General features: G+C 48.7%; 23 protein-coding genes and 1 riboswitch. All 23 genes read right to left on the bottom strand.

All coding sequences use genetic code 11. The annotated features are described in order from the left end of the window. Positions 1 to 47: 47 nt before the first annotated feature. Positions 48 to 1799 (bottom strand): methyl-accepting chemotaxis protein, encoded by a 1752-nt coding sequence (locus ABD014_RS22265; RefSeq protein ID WP_343865006.1) that lies wholly within the window; start codon positions 1797 to 1799, stop codon positions 48 to 50. A gap of 157 nt (positions 1800 to 1956) precedes the next feature. After that, positions 1957 to 2045, bottom strand: a riboswitch (cyclic di-GMP riboswitch). A 185-nt stretch (positions 2046 to 2230) separates the two neighbouring features. Further along, on the bottom strand, positions 2231 to 4732 hold the full coding sequence (gene spoIIE, locus ABD014_RS22270) for a stage II sporulation protein E (RefSeq protein WP_343865008.1): 2502 nt from the start codon (positions 4730 to 4732) through the stop codon (positions 2231 to 2233). A 396-nt stretch (positions 4733 to 5128) separates the two neighbouring features. Further along, positions 5129 to 5626, bottom strand: a complete 498-nt coding sequence (locus ABD014_RS22275; RefSeq protein ID WP_343865010.1) for a S1 domain-containing RNA-binding protein — start codon at positions 5624 to 5626, stop codon at positions 5129 to 5131. A 114-nt stretch (positions 5627 to 5740) separates the two neighbouring features. Then, positions 5741 to 6085 carry an FtsB family cell division protein gene (locus ABD014_RS22280; protein WP_343865012.1) on the bottom strand — a complete coding sequence of 115 codons (345 nt, stop codon included), beginning with the start codon at positions 6083 to 6085 and terminating at the stop codon, positions 5741 to 5743. Positions 6086 to 6128: 43 nt separating this feature from the next. Beyond that, on the bottom strand, positions 6129 to 6698 hold the full coding sequence (gene yabQ, locus ABD014_RS22285) for a spore cortex biosynthesis protein YabQ (protein ID WP_343865014.1): 570 nt from the start codon (positions 6696 to 6698) through the stop codon (positions 6129 to 6131). After that, positions 6695 to 6976, bottom strand: a complete 282-nt coding sequence (yabP, locus tag ABD014_RS22290; RefSeq protein WP_068778556.1) for a sporulation protein YabP — start codon at positions 6974 to 6976, stop codon at positions 6695 to 6697. The genes yabQ and yabP overlap by 4 nt, the downstream gene beginning before the upstream one ends. 117 nt (positions 6977 to 7093) lie before the next feature. Further along, positions 7094 to 7369, bottom strand: coding sequence for an RNA-binding S4 domain-containing protein (locus ABD014_RS22295; protein ID WP_068778557.1), 276 nt, complete (start codon positions 7367 to 7369; stop codon positions 7094 to 7096). Beyond that, positions 7369 to 7641 carry an HU family DNA-binding protein gene (locus ABD014_RS22300; RefSeq protein ID WP_018753532.1) on the bottom strand — a complete coding sequence of 91 codons (273 nt, stop codon included), beginning with the start codon at positions 7639 to 7641 and terminating at the stop codon, positions 7369 to 7371. The genes ABD014_RS22295 and ABD014_RS22300 overlap by 1 nt, the downstream gene beginning before the upstream one ends. A gap of 181 nt (positions 7642 to 7822) precedes the next feature. After that, complete coding sequence (gene yabN, locus ABD014_RS22305; RefSeq protein ID WP_343865023.1) at positions 7823 to 9316, bottom strand: bifunctional methyltransferase/pyrophosphohydrolase YabN; 1494 nt, start codon at positions 9314 to 9316, stop codon at positions 7823 to 7825. Positions 9317 to 9497: 181 nt separating this feature from the next. Then, positions 9498 to 11186, bottom strand: a complete 1689-nt coding sequence (locus ABD014_RS22310; protein ID WP_343865025.1) for a putative polysaccharide biosynthesis protein — start codon at positions 11184 to 11186, stop codon at positions 9498 to 9500. 210 nt (positions 11187 to 11396) lie between these two features. Further along, the gene (gene spoVT, locus ABD014_RS22315; protein WP_251418093.1) at positions 11397 to 11939 is read right to left on the bottom strand and encodes a stage V sporulation protein T; all 543 of its coding nucleotides are present in this window, start codon (positions 11937 to 11939) and stop codon (positions 11397 to 11399) included. Positions 11940 to 12223: 284 nt separating this feature from the next. Further along, entirely contained in the window at positions 12224 to 13342 is a 1119-nt protein-coding gene (locus ABD014_RS22320; protein WP_343865028.1) for a peptidylprolyl isomerase, read from the bottom strand. Further along, the gene (gene mfd / locus ABD014_RS22325; RefSeq protein WP_343865030.1) at positions 13329 to 16853 is read right to left on the bottom strand and encodes a transcription-repair coupling factor; all 3525 of its coding nucleotides are present in this window, start codon (positions 16851 to 16853) and stop codon (positions 13329 to 13331) included. The genes ABD014_RS22320 and mfd overlap by 14 nt, the downstream gene beginning before the upstream one ends. Before the next feature lie 191 nt (positions 16854 to 17044). Continuing rightward, on the bottom strand, positions 17045 to 17275 hold the full coding sequence (gene fin / locus ABD014_RS22330; protein ID WP_068778565.1) for an anti-sigma-F factor Fin: 231 nt from the start codon (positions 17273 to 17275) through the stop codon (positions 17045 to 17047). Between the two features lie 105 nt (positions 17276 to 17380). Next, positions 17381 to 17941: an aminoacyl-tRNA hydrolase gene (gene pth, locus ABD014_RS22335; RefSeq protein ID WP_343865032.1), complete on the bottom strand. Its 561-nt coding sequence runs from the start codon at positions 17939 to 17941 to the stop codon at positions 17381 to 17383. Positions 17942 to 18605: 664 nt separating this feature from the next. Beyond that, positions 18606 to 19559 carry a ribose-phosphate diphosphokinase gene (locus ABD014_RS22340; RefSeq protein WP_343865034.1) on the bottom strand — a complete coding sequence of 318 codons (954 nt, stop codon included), beginning with the start codon at positions 19557 to 19559 and terminating at the stop codon, positions 18606 to 18608. A 138-nt stretch (positions 19560 to 19697) separates the two neighbouring features. Next, the gene (gene glmU / locus ABD014_RS22345; RefSeq protein WP_343865036.1) at positions 19698 to 21107 is read right to left on the bottom strand and encodes a bifunctional UDP-N-acetylglucosamine diphosphorylase/glucosamine-1-phosphate N-acetyltransferase GlmU; all 1410 of its coding nucleotides are present in this window, start codon (positions 21105 to 21107) and stop codon (positions 19698 to 19700) included. Positions 21108 to 21231: 124 nt separating this feature from the next. After that, entirely contained in the window at positions 21232 to 21516 is a 285-nt protein-coding gene (gene spoVG / locus ABD014_RS22350; RefSeq protein ID WP_343865038.1) for a septation regulator SpoVG, read from the bottom strand. 185 nt (positions 21517 to 21701) lie between these two features. Continuing rightward, the gene (gene purR, locus ABD014_RS22355) at positions 21702 to 22529 is read right to left on the bottom strand and encodes a pur operon repressor (RefSeq protein ID WP_343865040.1); all 828 of its coding nucleotides are present in this window, start codon (positions 22527 to 22529) and stop codon (positions 21702 to 21704) included. A gap of 72 nt (positions 22530 to 22601) precedes the next feature. Beyond that, positions 22602 to 23459: a 4-(cytidine 5'-diphospho)-2-C-methyl-D-erythritol kinase gene (ispE, locus tag ABD014_RS22360; RefSeq protein WP_343865042.1), complete on the bottom strand. Its 858-nt coding sequence runs from the start codon at positions 23457 to 23459 to the stop codon at positions 22602 to 22604. Between the two features lie 223 nt (positions 23460 to 23682). Beyond that, on the bottom strand, positions 23683 to 23865 hold the full coding sequence (locus ABD014_RS22365; protein WP_343865044.1) for a small, acid-soluble spore protein, alpha/beta type: 183 nt from the start codon (positions 23863 to 23865) through the stop codon (positions 23683 to 23685). Positions 23866 to 24063: 198 nt separating this feature from the next. Beyond that, the gene (gene veg / locus ABD014_RS22370; RefSeq protein ID WP_068778573.1) at positions 24064 to 24339 is read right to left on the bottom strand and encodes a biofilm formation stimulator Veg; all 276 of its coding nucleotides are present in this window, start codon (positions 24337 to 24339) and stop codon (positions 24064 to 24066) included. A 134-nt stretch (positions 24340 to 24473) separates the two neighbouring features. Next, positions 24474 to 25370, bottom strand: a complete 897-nt coding sequence (gene yabG, locus ABD014_RS22375; RefSeq protein WP_343865046.1) for a sporulation peptidase YabG — start codon at positions 25368 to 25370, stop codon at positions 24474 to 24476. Between the last annotated feature and the right edge of the window lie 31 nt (positions 25371 to 25401).

A 25401-nucleotide genomic window follows, 5' to 3' on the forward strand; every position in this document is an offset into this window, starting at 1 on the left:
TTCTCTCTCTCTATTTAGGGGTGTTCGATAAGTCTCCCCTTGAATAATTACAGCTTCAATCCCTCTACTAGTTTCTCTAACTTTCCAGAGATTTGATTCAAGTGCTCGGCAGAACTCATAATATTGTCGGAAGAAGCCCTCTGCTCCATGGCACTCTCCTTGATTCGTTCGGAGATAACCGCATTTCTCTCTGCATATTCGGCAATCTGCTTAATGGTCGCCGTAATCTGCTCTGTCTCAGCTACCATCTCCTCGGTAGCCGCAGATACCTCCTGAATTTGACTGGTCACGGAATCTGTACCATCTAGTATCGTAGCGAAGAGCTCTCCTGTCTCTCGAACGACCTGGATACCGGTAGCAACATTCCGTTCTCCTTCGCCAATTGCGGCGACGGCTGTGCTTGTCTCTTTCTGGATATAGTGAACCAGATCAGCGATCTGCTCTGCTGACTTGGCAGACTCCTCAGCCAGCTTCTTCACCTGGTTAGCTACAACTGCAAAGCCTCGTCCTTCCTCGCCTGCTCTGGCCGCCTCAATGCTGGCATTTAACGACAATAGATGAGTCTGTTCGGCGATTTGTGTAATCACCTGTACGATCTCCTCAATTTGCCCGGAACGTCTTTGCAGTTGTTCAATCGATACGACCGATTGCTGCACGGATTGCTGGATGGAATCCATCTGCTTAATAACCCCACTGATATTATCCCGTCCAATCTCAGACTTGTCCTTCATCTGCATCGATGCATCAGACAACGCTGAAGTGCTGCTAGCAATCGTTCCTACGCCTGAATTGATCTCTTCCAGTGAAGTAACACTCTCGGAGATCGACTTGCTCTGCTGCGAGGCCTTCTCTGAGATTTCTTCAATATTATCGCTGATCGCCATAGAGCTCTCATGATTCGTCTCCAGTGTCTCGAACAGAATCTTCGACTGATCGGCCGATTGAATAGAGACCGTCTTGATCGTCGCTACCAGTTCATTCATATTGCGAACCGTTGCATTAAACTTCTCATTCACCTGACCCAGTTCGCTCTCATCCGTCTTCAACTGTACGCTGAAATCGCCTTTGCTAAGCTTATCCAATGCGGACATAAGATCCTTCACGGGTGCAAAAGTCCTCCGGGTCGTGAAATATTGAGACGATAAAATAACGATCAGAATGGCAATAAGCGCGAGAACCGTATATTTCAGCAAATCGGTTTGACCGGTCATAATTAGACTGGCATCGAAATCCATGCCTATGTATGAGAATATTTCACCATTCTTGTCCTGAACCGGATAGAGTACCGTCAACCAAACACCGTAATCGTCCTTATAAGGCTTTGTGAACGTAATTTTCTTTGTCTTCAGCATTTCCTCGACGCCCTTCACATGGTAAGCAGGCTGTCCAAGCATATCGCCCAGGAACAAGCCCTCACCCTCGAACATATCAAGGATTGCCGTCGGAAAAGCGATCATCTGGGTACTATCGTTCTCTACCTTCGCTCCAAAAATATAACCTTGTGCAACATCGGGGTGAGTCGCTGACAAGTCATCAAATACCTTCGTCAGCTTCTTCTGAAGCTCCGAATTGCGATCCGTGTCTGTCACCGCCGCTTTGGCTTCTTCCGGAGTGATCCTGTCCTTCCAGGCCTCCATGACCTTCTGTGAGTTGTCCTCCAACTGATTAGTTAATACGGCACCTTGAATATAGTAGCTGGCAGCAATCAAGATAACACCGGTCATCAGAATAGAGACACTCGTTAACAACATATTTTTCGTGACAATGCTCAAACGGTTAAAAAAACCAAAAATCTTCATATTCAGTCTCCTTTTCGTTCCAGATAGTGACTTGGAATTAAGTATAATTCCTTTCAATAAATTGCTTTTTTTTACATTCTCCCTTCAATAAGCAGATCCACCCAAAATTTAGGCAAAAAAAAAGATAACCGCATAGCAAACACTATAGGTTACCTCTTTTAGCAACTGGCTGACATACCCCCATAAGGAGAATTAGTCCCTATAGCTTTGCGTCACTACCTTTCGATAGCTTTGCCCAAACATGTATAAAATTAGTTCGATGGATGGATCTATCTAACAAATTTCGACAACACGACATGATAATCTTACTATGATTTTCAAAACATTCCCATGATAAATAATACCATAATTGTGTACGTTATATGAATTTTACCATCTTTTGATTCGCTACTTAAGTCCTATCCTGCTAATAAATGACTGCTTATCACGTGTCAGCTTACAGTCCGCGGTCGCTCCAGCCTTGATATTCCTGGAATATGCAGGGTCGCCCACTCGGGCAACAAATGGTCAATTTTAGCTACTACAACTGTCATATCATCATGGATCGTATTTTTCTGATAGCGGATCACTGTCTCCAACAGACAGTCGGCGATTTCCTGCGGGTCATCCGCATGAATCTCCGAGATCATCCGTTTGATCCACAGTTCCTTATTCACAGCATAACCGGGAGCATCATACACTCCGTCCGTCATCATAATCAAAATGTCGCCGGGAAGCAGCTGCACCGTAACCAGATCAATCTCAATATCCTGAATGATCCCAATCGGCAGATTGCTAGCCGTAATCGGTATAACCTCATTCCCTCGTTTGATAAAGCTCGGCGATGAACCAATCTTGAGGAACGTCGTCTGCGCGGAGAACTCATCGATCAGAGCCATATCAACCGTAGCATATACTTCATCCGGCGAACGAAGCATGAGAATCGAATTGACCGATTTCACCGCTAATTTCTCATCCATACCAGATTGAAGCAGCTGTTCAAGAATGCCAAGCGCTGTGCTGCTCTCCAGCCGGGCCCGCTCACCATTGCCCATCCCGTCGCTGATGGCAACAGCATAGGTTCCATTTCCAAGCTCCATTGCACTAAAGCTGTCCCCGGATAACAAGTCTCCGCCCTTAGCAGCTCCGGCGACTCCTGTCGTCACTTCGAAGGTCTTGGCCGAACCGAAAGTTACGGTCGCTAGTCCGTCTCTGCCTGTAGGCATATTCTCCCGGACTACCGTAATATGCTCGTCCACAATGTCGGATAATAGCGGCGCTATAATCTTCCGACACTCATCGAACCCGCGAGTATACGCATGGACAATTTCAATCTCCACATTGCCATGGTCCAGATTAATGATGTCTATGCTATGAATAGACAACCCCATTTTGTCGAGCGCGTCCCGGATCTGCTCCTCCTGCTTATACATCGCCTGGCCTTCGCGCTGAATCTCTCGCGCCAAATCCTCCATAACTTGAGAGACTCCTGAGAGCTGTTCAGCTACAAGCTGTCTGCTATCGTATATTTGCCGCTTCCAATGCATATCATTCTGATATAGGCTATATTCTTGCTTCATCAGATCGAGTACTTGATCCGTCTTGACACACAGCTTATTCCATTTGGGAGGCAGATCACGCTTCGATAGCTCCGGATTATCTTCAACAGCCGTCATCATCTCCGTCATTAATTTATAGGTCTGATAGAAATTACCGTCCCAGCAAACCTTGCGGCGTAGGCAATTCCCACAAGCCCCTTCAGTAATCGCATCCATGAAATGGCCAACCTCTTCACTCTGCTTGGACATTTCACCGCTACTGGCCATTTGACCGAAGCTGCGCGACAGTTGCTTGAACACTTGGGAGAACTGAGCCACCCGTCCGGCTGTAATCTCCCTAACCCGCTTGGCATATTCATGCTGCGACTTGATGTGATCCTGCGTACCAGGAACATACTTGGCGATAACGCTTATGGCGCCCTTTGGAGTTACTAAGAAGAGGAGAATTGCTATGCAGCTCTCCCAGGTTGAAGACATGACCTCAGCTGGTCCTGTTAAATAGATAGCTAGAATAGAAGATCCTAGCAGCATACCCAAAGCAACAGCCCATTTGCGCCCTTCCCGCAGCATGCCTGCCAGCATGCCGGCAAAAGCTAGCAGACTCATCTGGTAGAGCGCTGTCATATTGGCCAGACTGAGGATTAGCCCGGTGATTACGCCTACTGAAGCTCCTAGCGAAGCACCCCCAACCAGGGCAAACAACAGAATCAAATATCTCGACATAATATGTTCGATCGATAGACCATATATTTCCCATCCGACAGCCCCGGTCATCACCGATGCCAACAGAATAACCAGACAGAGGATCTCCTCGCTCCTGAGATGGCGTCCCTTCCTGCGAAGGGAGAAGACCGGAACGGATTGAATAAATACCAGGGTCAATACGAAGCTGAGTACAGAATCAGCAATCATCATCATCATCGAATACCAACTTAACGAAGGACCAACGACCGCCTGGAATAATCCTACGAGGAAGGTACTAGTGAATACCGCTAAGGGAGCATAAGAAATATCCGCCCGCTCAAAACTCTCAAGTCCTCTATGAATCAAGTAGAAGATTAGTAGCTCCACAGCAATCCATAGTCCATGTTGAACCGGGGACAGAAGCGCTCCAATCACCATCAGGCTCCCTGCCGTTATGGCAATATCACGGCGCATAAACATCATCACTGCAAAGAAAGCAGCAGCGAACGGCGACAACTCGTCCAGTATAGTAGCTCTTCCCAGTAAGAATGCCATCACCAGAAAGAGCAAATTCCATTTATTCACCGTAAAACGCTGAGCGGCTCGCTCTAGAAGCGGTACATCCATCCATGCTCTCCTGCCATTTGCCTTGGCTTGCCCTTTTAGTCTCTTTAAACCGGGAAACGTAATGACATTCCACTTCTCCATCAACTGGCACCACCTTATCCAATTTGTTAGGTATGTCCCATTATAGGTAGGGTGGAATGGAAAGTTTGTCAGATACCGGAGTAAGGAGCCAAGAAATTTCCGACAAATTGAGAGGGATTTACGAAACACCACGAACCTAGGCCTGTCAATGGATACATCACCCTTATGCGTGCTTATGTTCGTACCAAGCATCATAATTTCAACCTACTTCAGTGCGGATTGATCTGATACATATCGTGTTATTGCGTAATAACCTGTCGCCTAAGCGGGACAGACGACAAAAATAGAAGCTGGAAAAAAATCTAGACATGGATTTGAGAAGAATTCTAAATCCTTATCTATGAACAACAAAAAACCGTAGGCATATGTATGCCTACGGTGGATTTCATATTTAAGAAATTACATTCGCTTAGCTCCGCGTCCTCCGCGTTTGCCTTCAGTATTCTTCTTCAACGAAGAAATTCGCTCTTCACTATCCTTGAGAAAACGCGACATCTTGTCTTCAAAAGTAGATTTGTTAGAGAAAGAACGTCCCCCTCGATCGCGATTAAATCCGCCACCTGGTCGGTCCCCGTCTCTGCCGCCACTTGGGCGATCGGTTCTGCCACCGCTTGGGCGATCGCTTCTTGGTGCACGAGGCGGTCTGCTTGACTCAACCGGCTTATCAACGGCTTGCTTAATGGAAAGTCCGATCTTACCGTCCTTATCGACATTAATTACCTTCACGGTAACCATATCGCCAATCTTCAAGTGATCGTTGACGTCCTTCACGTAATTGTCGGCGATCTCCGAGATGTGAACGAGACCCGTGACACCTCCTGACAGATCCACAAATGCTCCGAAATGCGTGATGCCTGTCACTTTACCTTCTAACTTGGTGCCCACTTCTATTGCCATAAAATAAAATGATCCTCCCTTAAAAATATACAGCCAGGCCTCGAAATCATGACTGCGGTGATTTGATTATACCGAATGAGTGAAACAAGGTCAACAGACGGATGCCCTTAGATTTCAATCATTATCCGAGCCGGAATCGGATACCCGAACCGGAATTTCACCAGGTTTATACAGTCCATACTTCTTCATTGCGATCTGGCCAATATACTCAGGATCCTTCAGACGATTCAATTCATAATTTAATTGATTCAAGCTCTGTTCCGCCGCTACCTTAGAAGCTTGACGCTCCGATAGCTGCACAGATTTCTGTCCGATCTCGCTGGATTGAGATATAAAGGTATGGCCCGACCATATCATAAATATAGCCATGAATATCATCCATAACCGTAACCGGCGGCGCGCTCCGGCTGTTCCGGATGCCTTATTCTGCGATTGTCTATCTCTGGATACTTTATGCAACTGAGCGCCCTCCATTCTCTTAATCTCGTATATTATGCGAAATCTACTCTCTATGAAACCAACGTCTCCATAACGACTTCATCCAGTCCCGTACTGCAGCCAGCCTGTCCGAAATGCGGAGTCGTCTACGAATCGGCCTAGTAGCCCACAAAAGAAGCTTCCAGAACGGCAGCAATGTGATCCGCCCCAGAAATAATAACATTACCCATATAAAACCAAGCAACAACCTAGTTCCTTTGAGGAGCAGCCTGATCGGTGCAATGAGCACGACCCGGACAATTCCGACTAATATCCTATAAAACCGTTTTATTACTATAATTAACATTACCACAAAACGTTCAGTTATAACACTAAGAAACAAAAAATGAATCCAAACGCCTATAAAAAGCCCTAAAAATACGTAGAATCTTACTTCTCCCTGATTTGTATGATACATCGTCCGAAATACAAATAAAGCTGAAGCGAACCAATATAACAGATCAAGGGCATGGATACTCCAGCGTGGGAAGCGGAATTGAATGGATACGACCCGGTAACCGTCGAAGACCATTCCCATAATTCCTCCGCATGCCAGCATCCAGAGAAGGGTTATCCACTGTGTATGCAGGTTCATCGGAACAATTTACCAAGGAAGCCCTTGTTTGATGAATGGGAGCCTGGCTCCAAATAAGACAGGGAATTTACCAGGCCCTCGATACTGACAAGCCCCTGTTCTAGATTCAAATTCTTGATATGTAAATTCTGTCCGCGGATCGTCAAATGCCCTAGCTCGGTCTGCAGCAGAAACTCCTCGCTATCGAAGCTCTCCACATTCTGCACCCCTGATATTTCGAGCAGTTTTCTTTGAAATAAATGCAACTCCTGACGCTTCCCTTTTCCTTGTTCGACCATGGCATGTACCCCTCCTTCTTACAGATAGCTTATGGGGCAGATACATGATTTAGAACCAGAAGGAAAATAAAAAGCGGTGCCATAGGGCACCGCTGAATAAGCAGTAATCACAATTTGTTATTCGAACAAATCATGCTTTGCGATCGGTTCTTCCTTCACCAAGGTATACAGCGTAGCGGCTTCTTCTTTGCGAGTTGTCTCAGCTAAGCGTTCAACTCTTACGGTGACCAGCTTCTGGCCGAATTGCACCGTAATCTCGTCACCCACCTTCACCGGACTGCTCGGCTTCGATTCACGGCCGTTAATCAGAACTCTTCCTTGGTCGGAGACGTCCTTGGCAACCGTGCGCCGCTTAATCAAGCGCGACACCTTAAGGAATTTGTCGAGACGCATTATTTTACAGCTTCTTTAAGTTTGTTGCCGGCTTTGAATGCTGGTACGTTGGATGCAGGAATTTCGATCGTCTTGCCAGTTTGCGGGTTGCGGCCAGTACGACCGGAACGTTTGCGAGTTTCGAAAGTACCGAAACCAATCAATTGTACTTTGTCTCCGCCAGCAAGAGCCTCAGTGATTTCACCAAGAAATCCGTTCAATACGGATTCAACGTCTTTTTTAGTCAAGCCACTCTTGCTGGAAATGTTGTTGATCAGATCTGTTTTGTTCATTAATAATGCCTCCCAATAGATAAAGAAATAAATGATATTGCTGTAATTGGAGCAAGAGCTCCTCCTACCGCAAGGATATCTTTGTATGAGTATTCTTGCTTGAAATGAAAAATCCTGCCCGGAGCTTAGAATTTTTTTGTTTAATTCGCAAAATTACCCGCATTTTAGGCAATTTCCCCAATTATCTCCGTTCATTCTCCTTCGCTTCCTCCCATAAATTGTCCATTTCGACAAGGGAGCTAGTGCCTGGAGTCTTCCCGGCTTCGTGCAGCCGCTGCTCCACATAGCTGAAGCGACGGACAAATTTGGAGATCGTCTGCGATAAGGCTTCTTCCGGATCGACACCGATGAATCTTGCTGCATTAACGACAGAGAATAGAACATCTCCCAGTTCAAGCGTCTGCTCTGAAAGGTCCTTCATCTTCACAGCCTCGCGAAGCTCAAATATCTCTTCCTCCAGCTTAGCCCATACCGCATCGATATGTTCCCAGTCGAAGCCGACCTTCGCCGCCTTCTTCTGGAGCTTATATGCCTTCATCAACGCTGGCAAATCGCGCGGTACACCGCTTAATGCTGATAATCGCTCAGGCTCGATTCCTTTGCGGCGCTTCTCCTCCGCCTTCATCGCATCCCAGTTCCGAAGCGCAGCCTCGGCATCCTCGGCGCTCAGTTCTCCGAACACATGCGGATGACGGTAGACCAACTTCTCATTCAGCTCCTGGATTACATCGAATACGGAGAAGGTTCCTACCTCTTCCTCCATCTGCGAGTGCAGCATAATTTGCAGCAGCAAATCACCCAGTTCCTCGCGCATATGGTCCGGATCGTCTTCATCGATCGTCTCTAGCACTTCATAGGTTTCTTCGATCAGATTTTTGCGGATCGACTGGTGCGTCTGCTCACGGTCCCAAGGGCAGCCACCAGGACTGCGCAGAATCGATACGATCTCATGCAGACGATCTAGGGAGCGGATGCGCAGGGCATCGTCCATATCCGCCGGTACGTATACTAGCGACAAATTACCAAATCCGGAAACACGGTCGAGTTCATATAGGGGAACAGTCACGATCTGCTCGCTTCCCTCCACGCCGAGGGCATGTCCTACGGTTATCTCATAATCGTCCGGGTAGATATCCATCAGACTCAGCTTGACATCGGAAGCTGTGAATTCATCGTATACTTGACCGATCAATGTATGCAGGCGCGGATTGAACGTCCCGGCGGATACATCAGAAGCGTCCAGCAGCTGGAAGCCTTCGATCGGGTCGAAGCCAAGCCTTGCGAACGCCACATCCAGGAAGCTCTCGCCTCCGATGATATTCAAGGCAATCTGCTCGGCAGGACAACGCTCCCGCAGCAGCTTGACCGTCGCTTCTGCGACCATCGGATGACCCGGAACAGCATAGATGACCTCTTGCTCCTCCGGCAGTCGGTTAGCTCGCTCGATCAGTCGTTCTACAATTTCTGCGTATACAGAAGGGAAATCCTCCTTCGCCTCATACACAGCATCAAATGAAGTGAACCTGACCCCCGTCTCCTCCAGCCAGCTAACTACGGGATGCTCCTTCGTGCGCACATATCGCTCCTGTGCTTCTCTGAGCTTCCTAAGGCTGCCGAGAGTTAAATGCTCCGGATTACCGGATCCAAGCCCCATCACTGTTATGCTTCCGCTCATGTATGAGTCACACTCCTGTTCCAATCGTGTTAGGACGGCTTGCCGGCAAACTGCTTCAGCCTGTATCCTGCAATGCTGTCCATAAAATATGCCCAAATGGCATGATAATACTATACCACTAGTTCTGTCCAATTACGAAATTGCAAACACCGCAGATATAACGGACGGGTGATGTTTGCCGTTACTCTGGGCGTATCAGCCGCAATCGGATGAACAGCCTCAGCAGCTTCGGACCGATCCGCGGCAGGGCGGCTACCTCCGCCGCGGTCAAGAGACGTGTTCGCAGGACCGCGACGGCGAACACGGCTGCGCCGAGCAGCACGCCCAGCAGGCTGACCAGAGCCGCTATCAGGCGGCTCTGCGGTAGCGGGGCGGCAGCAAGGCGCAGCAAGAGCACGGCCGCAGCAAGCGCCAGGACGGCGCCGCTCGGCCGCAGCAGCGCTGCTTTTGCATGGGGGCGCAGCCCCGTGCGCCGGAGCAGCAGCGCGAGGTTGAATGCCGCAGCGACAGCGTAGGCGACGATACCGGCGATGGCAGCGCCGGTAATGCCCAGCTGCGGCACCAGGGCCGCGTTCAGCGCTGTCTTGAGCGCTGCGGCCAGCAGCAGATGAAGCGCCGGGGCACGGACGAAGCCGAGCCCCTGCAGCAATGCTGCTGTTACTGTAACGAGCGCGCTCGGCGCTGCCGTCCAGGCGATCCAGGCCATTGTGCCGCTGCCTGTCCCATCTTGATACAGCATCACATTGATCGGCTCAGCCAGAATAGCGAGTCCTGCCGAGGAAGCGAGCCCGATCAGCCAGAACCAGCGTAGCGCCAGTGTCAGCTGCCGCCTAATGCCCGCAGAATCCCCCCGAACATTCATCTCCGCCAATACAGGGATGAATAACACCGATAATGAAGAAGCCAGCATGGTCACCAATTGCACAAGGGGAATCCCGCGATTGTAAACACCGACGGCCGACATAATGGCTAGCTCATCTCCATGAGCGGACAGCAGCCGCGGCAATGTGAAGGTGTCCACCAGACTGATCAATGGAACGGCCAGGGATGCAAGACAGATTGGAATCGCATAGCGGAGCAGAGACGAGAGTAAGGCTCTGCCCCGTTCCCCTGAATCCCTTGAGACAACCAGTGCAATTCCTTTACCAGCATCCCCCTTGATACGATTAGCTCCTGCTCTGGCCCTGCTATCCTGCCCGAATTCTGTCCCAAGCTTTCTACGGTAGCTAATCCAATACATCAGCATTACTATCAGGCCAGCCGCGCCTCCAAATGCCGAGCCGGATAGTGCCCCGCCAGCAATAACCGACTCTGCCGCTCCAACACTGCTTAAATACAGCAGAAATACAATCATAGCCGCGACTCTCACAGCTTGTTCCGTGACTTGTGATACCGCGGTCGGAATCATATTCTGCAAGCCTTGGAAATAACCGCGGAGTGAGGCGCTCAGCGGTATGAAGAGCAGCGCCGGAGCAGCGCTGCGCAGCGCTGGAACCAACTGGCTGCTGCCAATTAGGTGTGCCAAAAGCGGGGCGCCAAAGTACATCAACGCGCTGCCGGCCAATCCCAGGACGATCATCATGATGGTAGCGAGCCGCAGCACCGCCTGTTTGCCTCGCTCGTCTTCTTCCGCATGGCGCTCAGCCACGAATTTCGATACCGCCGTCGGAAATCCAGCTGTCGCCAGCGTTAACAGAATCGTATAGAACGGATAGACGGTATTGTAAATGCCGAATACCCCGTCTCCTCCGATATTTTGCAGTGGAATTTTCTGCAGTGTCCCCAGCAGCTTCGTAATAATTGCTGCCAGGCTAAGTACTGCCGCTCCCTTTAACAGTTGCGACGATACGTTATTATTCCCTGATTTCATAATGAACCTACTTTACGTAAAATAATGAACTTTCGCTCCAAGAATATGTCCATTATAAAACGAAACCGACCATCGCGACCACTTTTGCCATTCCAGCCCCTAGGGGCACTAATAATGCGTGTTCAAATCTCTCAGGCATAAAAAATACACTCCGAGATATGGCGGCTGCAAAGAACCGTCTTATGCATTGGAGTGTACGTGTAATATGCTTTATTGCTCCATCTGTTTGCCGAGGAATCCAGCTGCCGTCTCTGCCATCTTCTTCTCTAATTCGGACATGTTCACCGACTCGTCCTTGTTCATTAAAATCACAGTACCGATGGGATCGCCGCTCGAGATAATTGGCGCAATCACGTAGGAAGAAATCGACTCCGGATGATCCTTATTGATCTCATAAGTTCCTGTCGTCGTCTCAAGAATCGTCTTGCGGCCTTCCATACTGCTCTCCAGCAAGGAACTGATCTGCTTGTCCAAGTATTCCTTCTTGGAAGCCCCTGCTACAGCAATCACCGTATCCCGATCCGAGATAAGTGTAATATGTCCAGTGCTCTCATAGAGCGACTCCGCATACTCCTTGGCAAAATCCCCTAATTCACCGATTGGCGAATATTTCTTCAAGATCACTTCACCATCGCGGTCTACAAAAATTTCAAGTGGATCGCCTTCGCGAATCCGTAAAGTGCGGCGGATCTCCTTAGGGATAACCACCCGTCCTAAATCATCAATGCGACGTACAATTCCAGTAGCTTTCATATCACATGTTGCCCCGCTTTCTTAAGAAGTTTTGAATTACTACTGTCTGGATATCTGTTTAATCTTCGGATGTATTTGTACGGGATTAGAGGGATTGTCGGCTCCTTGTGATTCTGACCATAGTATTCATCCCTTCCCAAATCCTTATGCATCGTATTTTACCTTATCGGCAAGTACTTGCTAATCGTAACAAGAGACAAGAAAGCAGCGTAAAAATGAATTCACGCCGCTAAGTAAAGTCTCTCTAGAATAACAGACCATCCCTGATCCAAGATGGACCGAGATTATTTGCTACTATTCCCGTTATCAGCACCGGAGGTATTGCTACCATCCGATTTGTCCGAGTTGCTGGAATTACCAGAGTTTCCAGATTTATCAGCATTCCCGTTTGTCCCGGTATTGCCTGAGCCCGAATTAGCCCCTTTATCTGTGTTCTCTGCCTTCTTCTCTACCTTAGGTAAAGTAATTTTCTTGATAATCTTATTCTCCAGATCACCGGACATGAACTCGTCCAATTTCTGGGATCCAATAGACATCTTTAGCGTATCCTTCTCGGTATCCGTCAAATCTGCGAATGTCTTCTCAGTTCTGGACTCTACACGGATAATATGGTATCCGTAATCAGTCTCCACCGGATCGCTGATTTTATTCAGAGGAAGCGTCATTGCCGCCTCTTTAAACTCTGGCACCCATTGATTGACAGCTGCGTCTGCATACAAGCCGCCATTATCAATGTTCTGCTGTCCATCATTCGAATATTGCTTGACTAACGCAGCAAAATCCTCACCCTTGTCCAACTTAGCCTTCACCTCTTTGGCTAATTTCAGAGCGTCTTCCTTGCTGCGTTCCTTGCCTTCCGAATCCTTGAATCCAATCAGAATATGACGTACGGAAGCTGTAATGTAATCTTCCTTAGTCGCTTCGAATTCCTTCTTCATATCATCTTCGGTAATTCCTGTTAACTGCGTCTCCATAACCGTATAAATACGAGTCATGTAGTTCTGGAATTCTTTTTCTGTAATCTTCTGTGCGTCCAGCATTTGCTTAACATTATCAGCGCCATTAGCGTCCTTCATTGCCTTGTATTGAGTCTCAGCCTTCTTCTTGCCTTCTTCCTTCATCTTGTCGTCGGCTTTGCTCTCCCAATATTTATAAGCAATCGCCTGTTTGACCAAGTATTCCCGGAAGTCATCCATTTCCGTAAACTGTGCCATTTGCGGCTGCAAGGCAAGAACCATGCGCTGTTCAAGATCGAATTCCTTTTGCGTAATCTCTCCACCGTCGTACGTAGCTACGACATTGTTATCCGTTTTTTTACCGCATCCAGCCATAACGGATACAGCCAGCACAACCACGAGGGTAGTCAGCAGCGTCTTCCAAGAACGCCCTTTACTTCGAAACATTTTGTAGTTCCCCTTTCGTCTTGAACGAGTCCTTTAAGGCTCCCAGGAATTGCTCCAATAGGCCCATCAATTCTTGGTCGTCCATTCCTTTGGTTTTGATCCGGATTACCATACCAGACCCTTGGTTAAATTGTACACGTCTTCCGAACAGATTTCCAACCTCCGCGAGTTTCGCCGGAATCAGGTCCTTCTCTCTGCCTGCATAGAACTTCAGAGTCACCTCGTCACCGCGAAGTGCGATCGATTCAATGCCATACTTCTTGCCATAGAGCTTAACCCTGGCAACGGACAACAGATTCGTAACTGCCTCTGGCAAGTCGCCGAAGCGATCAAGCAGCTCGTCCTCTAAATCGGCAACATCTTCGAATGAAGCCGCGGATGCGGTTTTTTTGTAAATCTCGATCTTCTGCATACTATCATAAATGTAATCCGGCGGTAAATAGGCGTCGATGCCAAGATCGATCGTCGTACTCCAGGATGATTCCATCGGATCAGGCTCGCCAAGCATGGACACCTTCCGTTTCTGGATTTCCTCCGCCAACATTTGCGAATATAAGTCAAAGCCAACCGAAGCGATGAAGCCGTGCTGCTCCGCCCCGAGCAGGTTGCCAGCGCCACGGATCGCCAAGTCCCGCATAGCAATTTTAAACCCTGAACCGAGTTCAGTAAACTCCTTAATGGATTGCAGACGTTTCTCCGCAACCTCCGTCAAGGATTTGTCCCGCTGATATGTGAAATAAGCGTAGGCGATCCGGTTGGAACGTCCAACTCGACCCCGCAGCTGATACAGCTGGGACAGGCCCATCTTATCAGCGTCGTGTACGATCAGCGTATTCACGTTCGGAATATCGACCCCAGTCTCAATAATGCTCGTACTCACCAACACATCAAATTCCCCGTCCAGGAAGTCGAGGATCGTCTTCTCCAGCTCCTGCTCGGACATTTGCCCATGACCTACAGCCACTCTCGCCTCTGGAACAAGCATGGAGATCTGCGCAGCCATCTCTTGAATCCCTTGAACCCGGTTATACAAGTAATAAATCTGTCCACCGCGTGCGATCTCCCGTTCCACCGCTTCGCGGACGAGTGAAGGGCTATATTCTACAACATATGTCTGCACCGGGAATCGATTCTCTGGCGGCGTCTCAATGACGGACAAATCGCGAACACCCAGCATCGACATATGCAATGTGCGCGGGATTGGCGTCGCTGTCAGCGTCAGCACGTCCACATTGGTCTTCAGCTTCTTCAGCTTCTCTTTATGAGTCACACCAAAGCGCTGCTCCTCATCCACGATGAGCAGGCCCAAATCCTTGAAAATCAGGTCTTGGGACAGCAAACGGTGCGTACCAATCACGATATCGACAGTCCCTTGCCGGACTCCCTTGATCGTCTCATTCTGTTCCTTCCGACTACGGAAGCGGCTCAGGGACTGGATATTGATCGGATAACCTGCAAATCGCTCGCGGAACGTCTCATAGTGCTGCTGCGCAAGGATTGTCGTTGGCACCAAGACAGCGACCTGCTTACCCTCGATCGCTGATTTGAAGGCAGCGCGAATAGCCACCTCGGTCTTGCCATAACCTACGTCTCCGCAGAGCAGACGGTCCATCGGACGCGAGATTTCCATGTCTTTCTTAATTTCCGTAATCGCGCGAAGCTGATCCGGTGTCTCATCGTAAGGGAACATCGCTTCAAATTCCTGCTGCTCCGGCGAATCCTTCTCAAAGGCATATCCTGGCGAGGCCTGACGGTCCGCATACAGCTTAATCAGGTCATCAGCTATATCCTGTACAGAAGAGCGGACTTTACTTTTAACCCGATTCCATTCATTGCCCCCGAGCTTATAGATCTTCGGCTCTTTGTCCTCCGAACCGACGTATTTCTGAATCAGATCGATCTGTTCGATCGGCACGGACAGCTTGTCACCACCGGCATACAAGATATGGATGTAGTCCTTATGGATACCGCCAACCTCCAGTGTACCAATGCCTACATACTTCCCGATCCCATGATTCTGGTGAACGACATAATCGCCGACTTTCAGCTCGGTATAGCTCTTGATTCGCTGAGCATTATCCATACTCTTGCCAAATTTACGAGCTTTACGCTGCTTCTTGGAGAACATCTCCCCTTCTGTAATCACAACCAGGTGAACGGACGGGAATTCGAAGCCGGATTGTAGATTACCCTTCAGCAGCATCGGCTCATCGATTCCATAGTCAAGCAGCACCCTACGCATTCTGTCCATGCGTTCTTCGTTGCTAGCCAGCATCATGATGTTGGCTCCGCTCTTCTTCCAACGCTCCATCTCTGACTTAAGCACATTCATTTGTCCGTGGAAGTCCTGCATCGAGCGAGCTACGAAATTGATGATATTCTGCGGCTGCGTGTGCGGAACCTGTCTTAAGAATAACGACAACAGCAGCGTCTGGAATGGACGATGATAGAGCACATGCTCCGCCTCCACCGCTAATGGAAGCTCGGGCAGACTCTTCCCATTTTGCAGCAGATGCAAGTTCCACTCCGCCTCATCGCGCTCCAGTTGCTTGGCTGTCTCTAACAGACGTGCAGGCTCTTCCAACACAAGCAGGGTATCCTTAGGCAAATAATTGTACAATGTATGATGCTCCGGATAGAGCAAAGAAACATACTTATAGATTTCCGGAAAATATACGTGCTCACGCAGCATTTCAATTTCCCGGGAAACTTCTTCTTTCAGCTTGATCTTCGCCTGACGGTCGGTCATCTTCTCAAGCTGGCGCTCCAACTGCTCTGTTGCTGCCTGAGCCGCCTGTGTCATTCGATCCCCGGAAGCGATCAACTCCTTGCAGGGTGTAATCGTCACCTGCTTAATCTTGTCAACAGAGCGTTGGTCAGCAGGATCAAAGGTACGTATCGAATCAACTTCATCATCGAACAATTCCACACGATAAGCTAGCTCCGAGGTCAATGGATAAAAGTCCAAGATTCCGCCCCGTACGCTCATCTCTCCGCGGGATTCAACGCGTTCGACCCGCTCATACCCGAGCTCAACCATCTGAGTCAAGAACGAATCCAGCTCAATGGTTCCTCCTACCTCAATCGATAGGCTGGCGCTGGACATCACCTCTGAAGTGGGGATGTAGCGGCGCACGCCAGAATAAGGCACCACCACAATGCCGCGAAACTGTTGCGCGCATTGCAGCAGCACCTCAATCCGCTGGGCCAGCGTCTCTGGACTGGAAATGGCCGACTCTGCGGCTACCAATTCATTAGCCGGATACAGCATGACCTCTTCGGATGACAGCGCTTCCTGTAAATCTTCATATATCTTCTGGGCAGAGAACATGTTATGGGTAACCACCAGCATTGGACGGTTAACCTTCTTGTGCAGCGATGCCAGCATGACCTGTCTGGCCGAGCCGGACAAGCCTGAGATAAGCTGCTCTCTCATTCCCGATTCTATCCCGGCTACCATTGAAGCAAAGTCAGAATCTTGCGAAAAAGCCTGTATGAGTGCTTTTAACAAATGAGGCACCTCTCTTATTGCTTAATTGATACTATTCTTGATAAAAATCGCATGACGAAAAGTCGCGATTTCGTAAACGTAGAGCTACCTGCCAATCCGGGTCCATATTCGAACCAAAAAGGAGCCTCAGCACGCTTGCCAAGGCTCAAATATCCGTCATTTCAAAGTGAATCCTTCATCCTCCCTGCCGATCATTGCAGTGGATTCGAGAGCAAGGTCAGCTCCGGATTGTTCTCCAGTGCCTCCCTGCAATAATCGCAAGTCACCCGAACCGTAGTATCACCGTTCGAATCATACGCTATTATATCTCTCCGCTCATCGGGGGTCAAGGAATGGAAACCTAGCTGCGATTCGGATATATAGGGTGCCTCTATTCTACCAATAAACGTTCGGCAATGCCGACATATATAGTTTATTGCCATCTATATGCCTCCTGAAGAATCATTATGTCTTCAGTATGCCCTGAAACGCCGTAGCTTAGCCCTATGCATTAGCTCTTTGGACCAACTATAGAAGTCTGTCTGAAACTATTGATTAAACTTGGCCATCGTCTGCTCAAAAGTGTGATCCATACTATACTCCAGCGCATCACAAGCCGCATCAATCGATTGCTGAAGCAGCGGCTGATCCTTCTTGGCAAACTTGGACAAGACATAATCTACTACCGCATACCCCGGCTCCGGCCGGGAAATCCCCATGCGAATCCGGTTGAACGTCTGCGTCCCCGTATGCTGGATAATCGACTTAATCCCGTTATGCCCACCGGCACTCCCTTGATAGCGCAGCCGATTACGCCCCAACTCCGTATCCAGATCGTCATACACGACGATCATGTCCTCCAGATTCACCTTGTAATAATCCATGAAGGCCCGAACCGCCTCACCGGATAAATTCATATATGTCATCGGCTTGATCAGCGCGACCTTGCCGCCTGGCAAGAATCCTTCACCCACCAAAGCCTTGCACTTGCTCTGCTTGATCTCAATATTGTGCCTTCGCGCCAACTCATCCAGCGCCATAAACCCGATATTATGACGAGTCTTCTCATATTGACTCCCCGGATTCCCGAGACCGACAATCCATTTCATCTTTGTTAATCCTCCATTTTTCCTCTTCTCTGGCATACCCAGCACATCCCGAAGGGACAGCGGCCACTCGCTCCTACCTAGCGCATCCCGAAGGGACAGCGGCCACTCGCTCCTACCTAGCGCATCCCGAAGGGACAGCGGACTCCTTGCTCCTACCCAGCGCATTCCGAAGGAACAGGGGACTTCTACGCCCCTACCCAGCTCATTCCGAAGGAACAGCGGACTTCTTCGCCCCTACCCAGCGCATTCCGAAGGAACAGCGGACTTCTTCGCCCCCTACCCAGCGCATTCCGGAGGAACAGCGCCCTCCTTCGTACCAAGTAGCAGTCAAAAAGCACCAAAGTCACTCTTCGCTCCCTCACAACCGCCAATAGTAGAGCGTACCCCGTAGGGGTGAAAAGCGGCCCCAACCTCACCGTCACCTGGGCGAGCCGAAAGTAACAGACCTCCCCAGCGTGTTTTCAGGTAACCCAGGTGCTCCCAAAGTAAGACGTACCCGAAGGGGGAAAAGCGTTCCATGCAACAAAAGCCCCTAGCGCCTCCCCCTAGAAGGGGGACAGTCGCAGGAGCACCTCTCTACCTCCAACGTTTATCCATATGCAGGAGTCCAGAGGGCGGCATGCCCTTTGGAGCCCTCCCTTATGGTAAGGGAGGGTTGAGACTTTTACTCTATTTCAAACAACTTACTAATCGATAATTCCTCATGAACACGAATAATAGCTTCGCCCATAAGTGGGGCAACAGACAGAACCCTCAACTTGCTAGTCGGATTAGGATGCGTAATTGGAATCGTATCCGTTACGATAACTTCTTTGAGCGGAGAATTCTCAAGCCGCTCCATCGCTGGACCGGACAGCACAGGGTGTGTACAGCAAGCATAGACTTCCTCAACGCCGCCTTCCTTCAGCGCGTTGGCCCCGAGCACGATTGTGCCTGCGGTATCAATGATATCGTCGACGAGAATAGCGGTCTTTCCTTCAATATTCCCGATGATGTTCATAACTTCACTTACGTTAGGTTCCGGACGACGCTTATCGATAATCGCCAGTGGGGCGTTCAAGAAGTCGGCCAGCTTACGGGCACGAACTACACCACCGTGGTCAGGAGATACGACAACCGGGTTCTGAATATTCTTCGAACGGAAATATTGAGCCAGGATTGGTACACCCAACATATGATCCACTGGTATATCGAAGAAGCCCTGAATCTGCATGGCATGCAGGTCCATCGTAATGACGCGGTGGGCACCTGCTTTCTCAATCAGATTAGCTACCAGCTTGGCCGTAATTGGATCGCGCGAACGCGCCTTGCGGTCCTGGCGCGCATATCCGTAATACGGAATAACTACATTAATGCTCTTAGCTGAAGCACGTTTCAAAGCATCCACCATAACGAGCAGCTCCATCAGATTGTCATTAACAGGAGCGCAAGTAGACTGCACAATATATACATGGCAGCCGCGTACGCTTTCCGACAATTTGACTTGAATTTCACCGTCACTGAAGCTAGTCGTCTCCGAGTCCCCCATCGGGATTCCAATATAATCGGCGATTTGATGCGCTAATTTCGGATTGGAGTTACAAGTGAATATCTTCAGTTTAGAATCACAATAAGTCATAAAATTTAATACCCTCCGTGCTGTGTAGATAGATTAGAGATGTCTCAAACTATCCCCGTCATTAATATGATCACTGCATCCTGAAAAACCTGAACCTTCGATTCATACTACTTCTTCCATTGCCTAGGCATCTTGCTGCTATTCTCTTGATTCTTCTTGTTCTCTTTGCTTCTTCGCTTTGGCTCGGGCGCGAATCTTCTCCGCATAACCCGGCTTATTCTCCTGACGATTCCGCGCTATAGCCAGATCATTATCCGGTACAGTATTCGTGATCGTTGAGCCAGCTACAACATATGCACCCTTGCCGATTTTCACCGGCGCTATCAGATTGACATTGCTACCGATAAAGGCATCGTCTTCGATCTCAGTAATAGACTTATTATATCCATCATAGTTGACAGTAATCGCGCCACAGCCAAAGTTGACGTTCTTGCCTACCTTGGCATCGCCGATATAGCTAAGATGAGAGACTTTCGAGCCGTCATCCATAGAGGCATTCTTAATCTCTACAAAATCGCCAACCTTCACATGATTACCTAACTTAGTTCCTGGACGCAAATAAGCAAACGGTCCTACGGTCGTATCCTTGCCAACTTCTGCCTGGCTCAGCACCGAATGTTTGACCTTTGCACCGTCAAGAATGTGACAGTCCTCGATATCAGAAGAAGGACCGATCACACAATCCTCTCCGATAACCGTCTGTCCATATATAGAACATCCCGGCAAAATAACGGTATCCGCTCCGATCGTAACATCGGCCCCAATATACGTAGAGCCCGGATCTATAATCGTAACACCGTTCAACATATGCTTACGGGCAATGCGAGCTCGCATAAGCGTCTCCGCTTCAGAGAGAGCGATACGATCATTAACACCGATAGATTCGGTATAATCGTCCGTTCTGTAACCTTCAACAACATCGCCTTCTTGAACCAGAATTCCTATGACATCCGTTAAATAATACTCCTGTTGAGCATTGTTATTTGTCACTTTCTCCAGAGCGGAAAATAACTTCGCATTATCAAAACAATAAGTGCCGGTATTGATTTCCTTTACCGCATTTTCTTCAGGAGAACAATCCTTCTGCTCGACAATACGCTTCACGGAGCCATTCTCGCCCCGGATAACCCGTCCATAACCTTGCGGACGATCCACCTCGGCAGTAAGAATTGTAGCCGCCGCTCCATTCTTCTCATGAAGCTGGAGCATCGCTTCAAGCGATTCCTCGGTAACTAACGGAGTGTCTCCACAGATAACGATCGTCGTTCCATTCTCTTGGCCAAGTAGCTGTTTGACTTGCTTGACGGCGTGACCGGTCCCTAGTTGCTTCTCTTGCAGTACATATTCCGCTGAGGTGCCAAGATAAGACTTTACAGCCTCCGCACCATGGCCAACAACGACAATACTGCGTTCACATTGGACCTTCTTCACCGTATCCAAGACATGTCCGACCATCGGCTTACCGCAAACGGGGTGGAGCACTTTATAGAGCTTCGACTTCATGCGTTTCCCCTGTCCTGCAGCAAGAATAATCGCAAATCTTTTCAAGGCCCCGGCCTCCTTCAATTGAACTCATTACTGACTATATCTCATTTAAGGCAAAAAGAAAAGAGAGCCATGGGCATGGCTCTCTTTTCCTCGAACCCCAATTAGTTACGATAATACAAAAAACTTAAGCCCCTTCTTCAATAACTTCCTCTTGGTCAGCTGCGCGCTCGTATTCTGCGAGAACTGCGCTCTGAATCTTCTCGCGAGTACCCGAAGAGATCGGATGCGCGATGTCCCGGAATTCCCCGTCCGGTGTGCGCTTGCTAGGCATAGCTACGAACATCCCGTTGTTACCGTCAATTACACGAATGTCATGAACAACAAATTCGTTATCGATGGTAATGGATGCAATCGCCTTCATTCTGCCCTCAGAGCTGACTCGGCGGAGTCTTACATCCGTAATTTGCATATGTGTTCACCACCTTTTTCCATCAGAGACTTGGTGTAATATTCCACATAGCGAACGGAAATCCTTTTTTTTTCGTGAATAAAATAGGCTAAATTCAAGAATTTTTTTGGAATAATGTGCTATTCGACACAATTCGCCATAATTCCGGTAGTTTTTACGGGAAATCGACTAATTTTTGGTTTAAATCATTTATTAAAATAATTACCAGGGGTAACTGATATTTCCTTTTCCTTCGCGTCTACAGCACGTAGTGTAGCCAAGGACACATAATCCTGAAGAAGACGTTGTTCCGATTCAACCTCCCCAGATTCTACCAGGACCCCAACTCCTGCGACAGTCGCATCAAACTCGGCAAGCAAATCGACCATCCCTTGAATCGTGCCGCCAGCCTTCATGAAGTCATCGACGATCAACACTCTGGATTTCTCCTTGAGCGCACGACGGGACAACGTCATCGTATGCAGGCTTTTATGTGAACCCGATACATAGTTAATACTTACCGCCGACCCTTCCGTCACCTGATGATCCCTACGCACGAGCACAACAGGCAGGTTCAATTCGGCACCGGTAGCATAAGCCAACGGAATCCCCTTCGTCTCAACGGTCATAATGCAATCAATGTCTACATGGGCAAAAGCGGTCGCGAACAGCTTCCCGGCCTCGTTCATCAATGCCGGCTGTCCCAGCAAGTCCGACATATACAGATAGCCCCCAGGTAGAATGCGGTCAGGCTGAGACAATTTCTCGCAAAGCTCATTGATAAATACAAGAGCCTGCTCTTTGCCTACCTTGGGAATATACTTGACCCCGCCGGCAGCGCCTGCCAGCGTCTGCAGTTCACCGATTCCCTCATCCTCGAACACCTCTTTGATAATTGCCAAATCTTCACTAATTGAAGACTTAGCCGCGCCATACCGCTGCGCAAACGTTGTCAGAGGTATCAGATGATGCGGACGGGATAACAGATATTGGGTCATTTCAACTAATCGAGCGCTTCTTTTCAATTTTTTCACGAAGACCCCTCGCTAAATCCGAATATTTTAATGAAAATATAACATTTTCGTACGGTTTTGTACAATCTTTACTTATTTAGTCAATAGACGGACGGCATACACCTCTTTGCAGAAGCCCCTCAGTCCGTTGTAAATCCGCGGTACCTTCGACTCCTTGGACACAAGTCCGAAGACCGTCGGGCCGCTTCCCGACATCAACACGCCATCCGCTCCAAGACGCAGCATCGTCTCCTTGAGATGAGCCACCTCTGGATGCATTTGCAGCGTCACTTCCTCAAGCACATTGCCAAGCTCTTGACACATTCCGTGAAAAGACCCGCTATCAAGCGCCTGCATCATTCGGCTGGCCGAAGGATGCTTCGTAATCCGATCGCTGCGGAATCGGCCATAGACTTCCTCAGTCGATACATTGATCGGCAGCTTGGCTAGAATGACCCAGCATTGCGGCGGATGAGCCACTGGGATTAGCTTCTCCCCCCGGCCTGTAGCCAGTGCTGTCCCTCCTGTAACACAGAACGGGACATCCGAGCCGAGCTCTGCACCAAGCTCCATTAGCTCTGCATCCGAAATGCCGAGCTTCCAGAGGCGGTTCAAGCCGCGCAGTGTTGCCGCCGCATCGCTGCTGCCACCAGCTAATCCCGCTGCTACAGGAATATTCTTGTCCAAATGGATGTAGACACCGCTTGGAACCTTGTAACGCTCCTTAATCAGCTTAGCCGCCTTAAAGGCCAGATTCTTCTCATCCAACGGAATATAACCCGCTTGACTCGATATAATAATCGTGTCGCGGGGAAGCTCGCTCATTTCCAGACGATCCGCCAAATCGACCATCGTCATGATCATTTCAACCTCATGGTACCCATCAGGCCGTTTATATAGCACATCAAGCATTAAATTTATTTTTGCCGGTGCTTTCTCATAAATTTTCAAGGCGTTCACCTGTCCTCAAATATCCATTCACTAAGATTTCCATAATGCTGTTATTCTGAATTCGTATTAATCCACAATGTAATGAGCTCACTATACCTATTTTATAAAAAATCCGTGCATTCCGTCTATGTAATGAAAAGACAAACCTGCCTTCTCTATATTACTTTATCCTGATACAAAAACAAGGCTTCCCCCTCGGGAGAAGCCTAATTATGTGCAATCATTATTGTGAATTCTTTGCGGCGGCCTGTTCTGCCATTTCTATCGCTCTTTTGACCATATTTCCCGCATCCTTGGCCCTAATGCCTCCCCAGCCTTGCTGCTGTACCGTATTGTAGAATCCAAGCTCCTTGGCAAGCTCTACCTTAAGCTCCTCCGACATCACACTGCGCCGTCTGCGTGCCATAGCCACTTCCCCCTTTAATCCTAAGATAAAGTGCGAGTTCAATAAGGAACATCCGTAGTATGCTACATTCGGCAACACTTCATACGATCATTAGATCCAACTAACGTCTAGGATATATGTACATTTTGGTCATAAAGTTGTCATGAAAAAAGCGACCTTCGCAAAATGCAAAGATCGCCTACTGACATATCATGATGTTCACGGTTTAATATACGAAAGCCCCATTCCGTTGTCATCGTTATACACCATAACTTCAACGGATTCGGTCAGTATATCGGCATAACTATAGGACACACGTTTGAAGCTTTGTTGATCTTGATCCAGCTTAACGATAAAGACTGAAGGATAAGTCTCCTCTAACACTCCAGTACGTTCGACAGTCTTTCGGCGACCACCGTTTGCCCGCAGCATGATTTTCTGACCAACGTGAGCTTCCAGACTATTTTTAATTTCTGATAGTGCATTTTTAGCCATGGCCTGTGACCACCTTCCTTCTTTGTCCATTATACATGAAGGGGGTCACAATTGTCAAATTAAATAAATAATTATATCAGCATGAAAAAAAACTTGTCAACGATTTTTTTTCGACACTTTCTGAAAAGCTCGAATTACATCGTCGGAACAATGTTCAATTTCGATAAATCCTTAAGTGTAGGCAGTCCGATCCGGTAGCTGCCCCGCGTCTCGATTCCCCCAACTCCCTGTGTGCCGCTGATCGTCTGATTGAGCACATCGGTAATATGAATCGTATCCCGAATCGATGTCAATGACGCCTTAGCCGCAATATAGACCGGGTCCAGAGCATGAATCAACACGCGGGCAGGGGAACTGGCAAAATTGGCTCCTGCCTGCAGCAAGGCCTCAAAATGCGACTGACAAGCTCCCGCCACGATCGTCAGTGTATCGAAGTTACGCTCATATTCGCGCGCTATACGCACAGCCTCTACAAAATGCTTGGAATTTTTGTAACTGGTCAAGTTGTACAGGTCTCTTGATGGAGGGTTTTTCAGTACCCCATCATGTCCTGTCAGCACGACAATGTCCGGGTTCACGGTTGGCAGCAGTCGGTACAGCACGTTAGGCATAGCAGACTCATTTACATAATAGCCGTTCACAGGCACTCTAAGCTTCTCGTAGAGATCAAGACTCTTCTGTAAGTATCTCTCATCCCCATCCAAATGCAGCACCTTTCCAGGCACCTCAAAATAAGCCTGCTCCTGAGCCGCAGGTGACCACTGCTGGACCGCAACCTGATTGCGCTCCGCCAGCTGCTGGCGGTCCTGACGCAGCCGCTGCAGCGATTCGGTCGCCTTGATCCGCGCACGTTCTGTCTTCTCTCCAGGTGAACCTGGGTCCACCTCTAACAAATCCGTCAGTGGCGCATCGGCCAGAAGACGAAATTCTGTTCCCTTTATGATGGCCACGCTCCGCTCAATTCTCTCCACTCGGAAGGTAACATCCCCTCCATAGGATTTGCGGACGACCAAGTCTCCCAATTTCGTCACAATCCATCACCTCTACCCCATCGTATGGGCG

This window comes from Paenibacillus motobuensis (genome assembly GCF_039521865.1).
Classification (GTDB): Bacteria; Bacillota; Bacilli; order Paenibacillales; family Paenibacillaceae; genus Fontibacillus; species Fontibacillus motobuensis.

Coding starts and splice junctions, on each gene's coding strand:
- pth (WP_343865032.1), bottom strand. CDS start 17,941: ATGAAATGGATTGTCGGTCTCGGGAATCCGGGGAGTCAATATGAGAAG.
- ABD014_RS22300 (WP_018753532.1), bottom strand. CDS start 7,641: ATGAACAAAACAGATCTGATCAACAACATTTCCAGCAAGAGTGGCTTG.
- ABD014_RS22265 (WP_343865006.1), bottom strand. CDS start 1,799: ATGAAGATTTTTGGTTTTTTTAACCGTTTGAGCATTGTCACGAAAAAT.
- ABD014_RS22320 (WP_343865028.1), bottom strand. CDS start 13,342: ATGTTTCGAAGTAAAGGGCGTTCTTGGAAGACGCTGCTGACTACCCTC.
- yabN (WP_343865023.1), bottom strand. CDS start 9,316: ATGAGCGGAAGCATAACAGTGATGGGGCTTGGATCCGGTAATCCGGAG.
- ABD014_RS22340 (WP_343865034.1), bottom strand. CDS start 19,559: ATGACTTATTGTGATTCTAAACTGAAGATATTCACTTGTAACTCCAAT.
- ABD014_RS22295 (WP_068778557.1), bottom strand. CDS start 7,369: ATGCGTCTCGACAAATTCCTTAAGGTGTCGCGCTTGATTAAGCGGCGC.
- spoVT (WP_251418093.1), bottom strand. CDS start 11,939: ATGAAAGCTACTGGAATTGTACGTCGCATTGATGATTTAGGACGGGTG.
- yabP (WP_068778556.1), bottom strand. CDS start 6,976: ATGGTCGAACAAGGAAAAGGGAAGCGTCAGGAGTTGCATTTATTTCAA.
- ABD014_RS22365 (WP_343865044.1), bottom strand. CDS start 23,865: ATGGCACGCAGACGGCGCAGTGTGATGTCGGAGGAGCTTAAGGTAGAG.
- spoVG (WP_343865038.1), bottom strand. CDS start 21,516: ATGCAAATTACGGATGTAAGACTCCGCCGAGTCAGCTCTGAGGGCAGA.
- ABD014_RS22310 (WP_343865025.1), bottom strand. CDS start 11,186: ATGAAATCAGGGAATAATAACGTATCGTCGCAACTGTTAAAGGGAGCG.
- fin (WP_068778565.1), bottom strand. CDS start 17,275: ATGGCAATAAACTATATATGTCGGCATTGCCGAACGTTTATTGGTAGA.
- ABD014_RS22275 (WP_343865010.1), bottom strand. CDS start 5,626: ATGGCAATAGAAGTGGGCACCAAGTTAGAAGGTAAAGTGACAGGCATC.
- yabQ (WP_343865014.1), bottom strand. CDS start 6,698: ATGAACCTGCATACACAGTGGATAACCCTTCTCTGGATGCTGGCATGC.
- veg (WP_068778573.1), bottom strand. CDS start 24,339: ATGGCTAAAAATGCACTATCAGAAATTAAAAATAGTCTGGAAGCTCAC.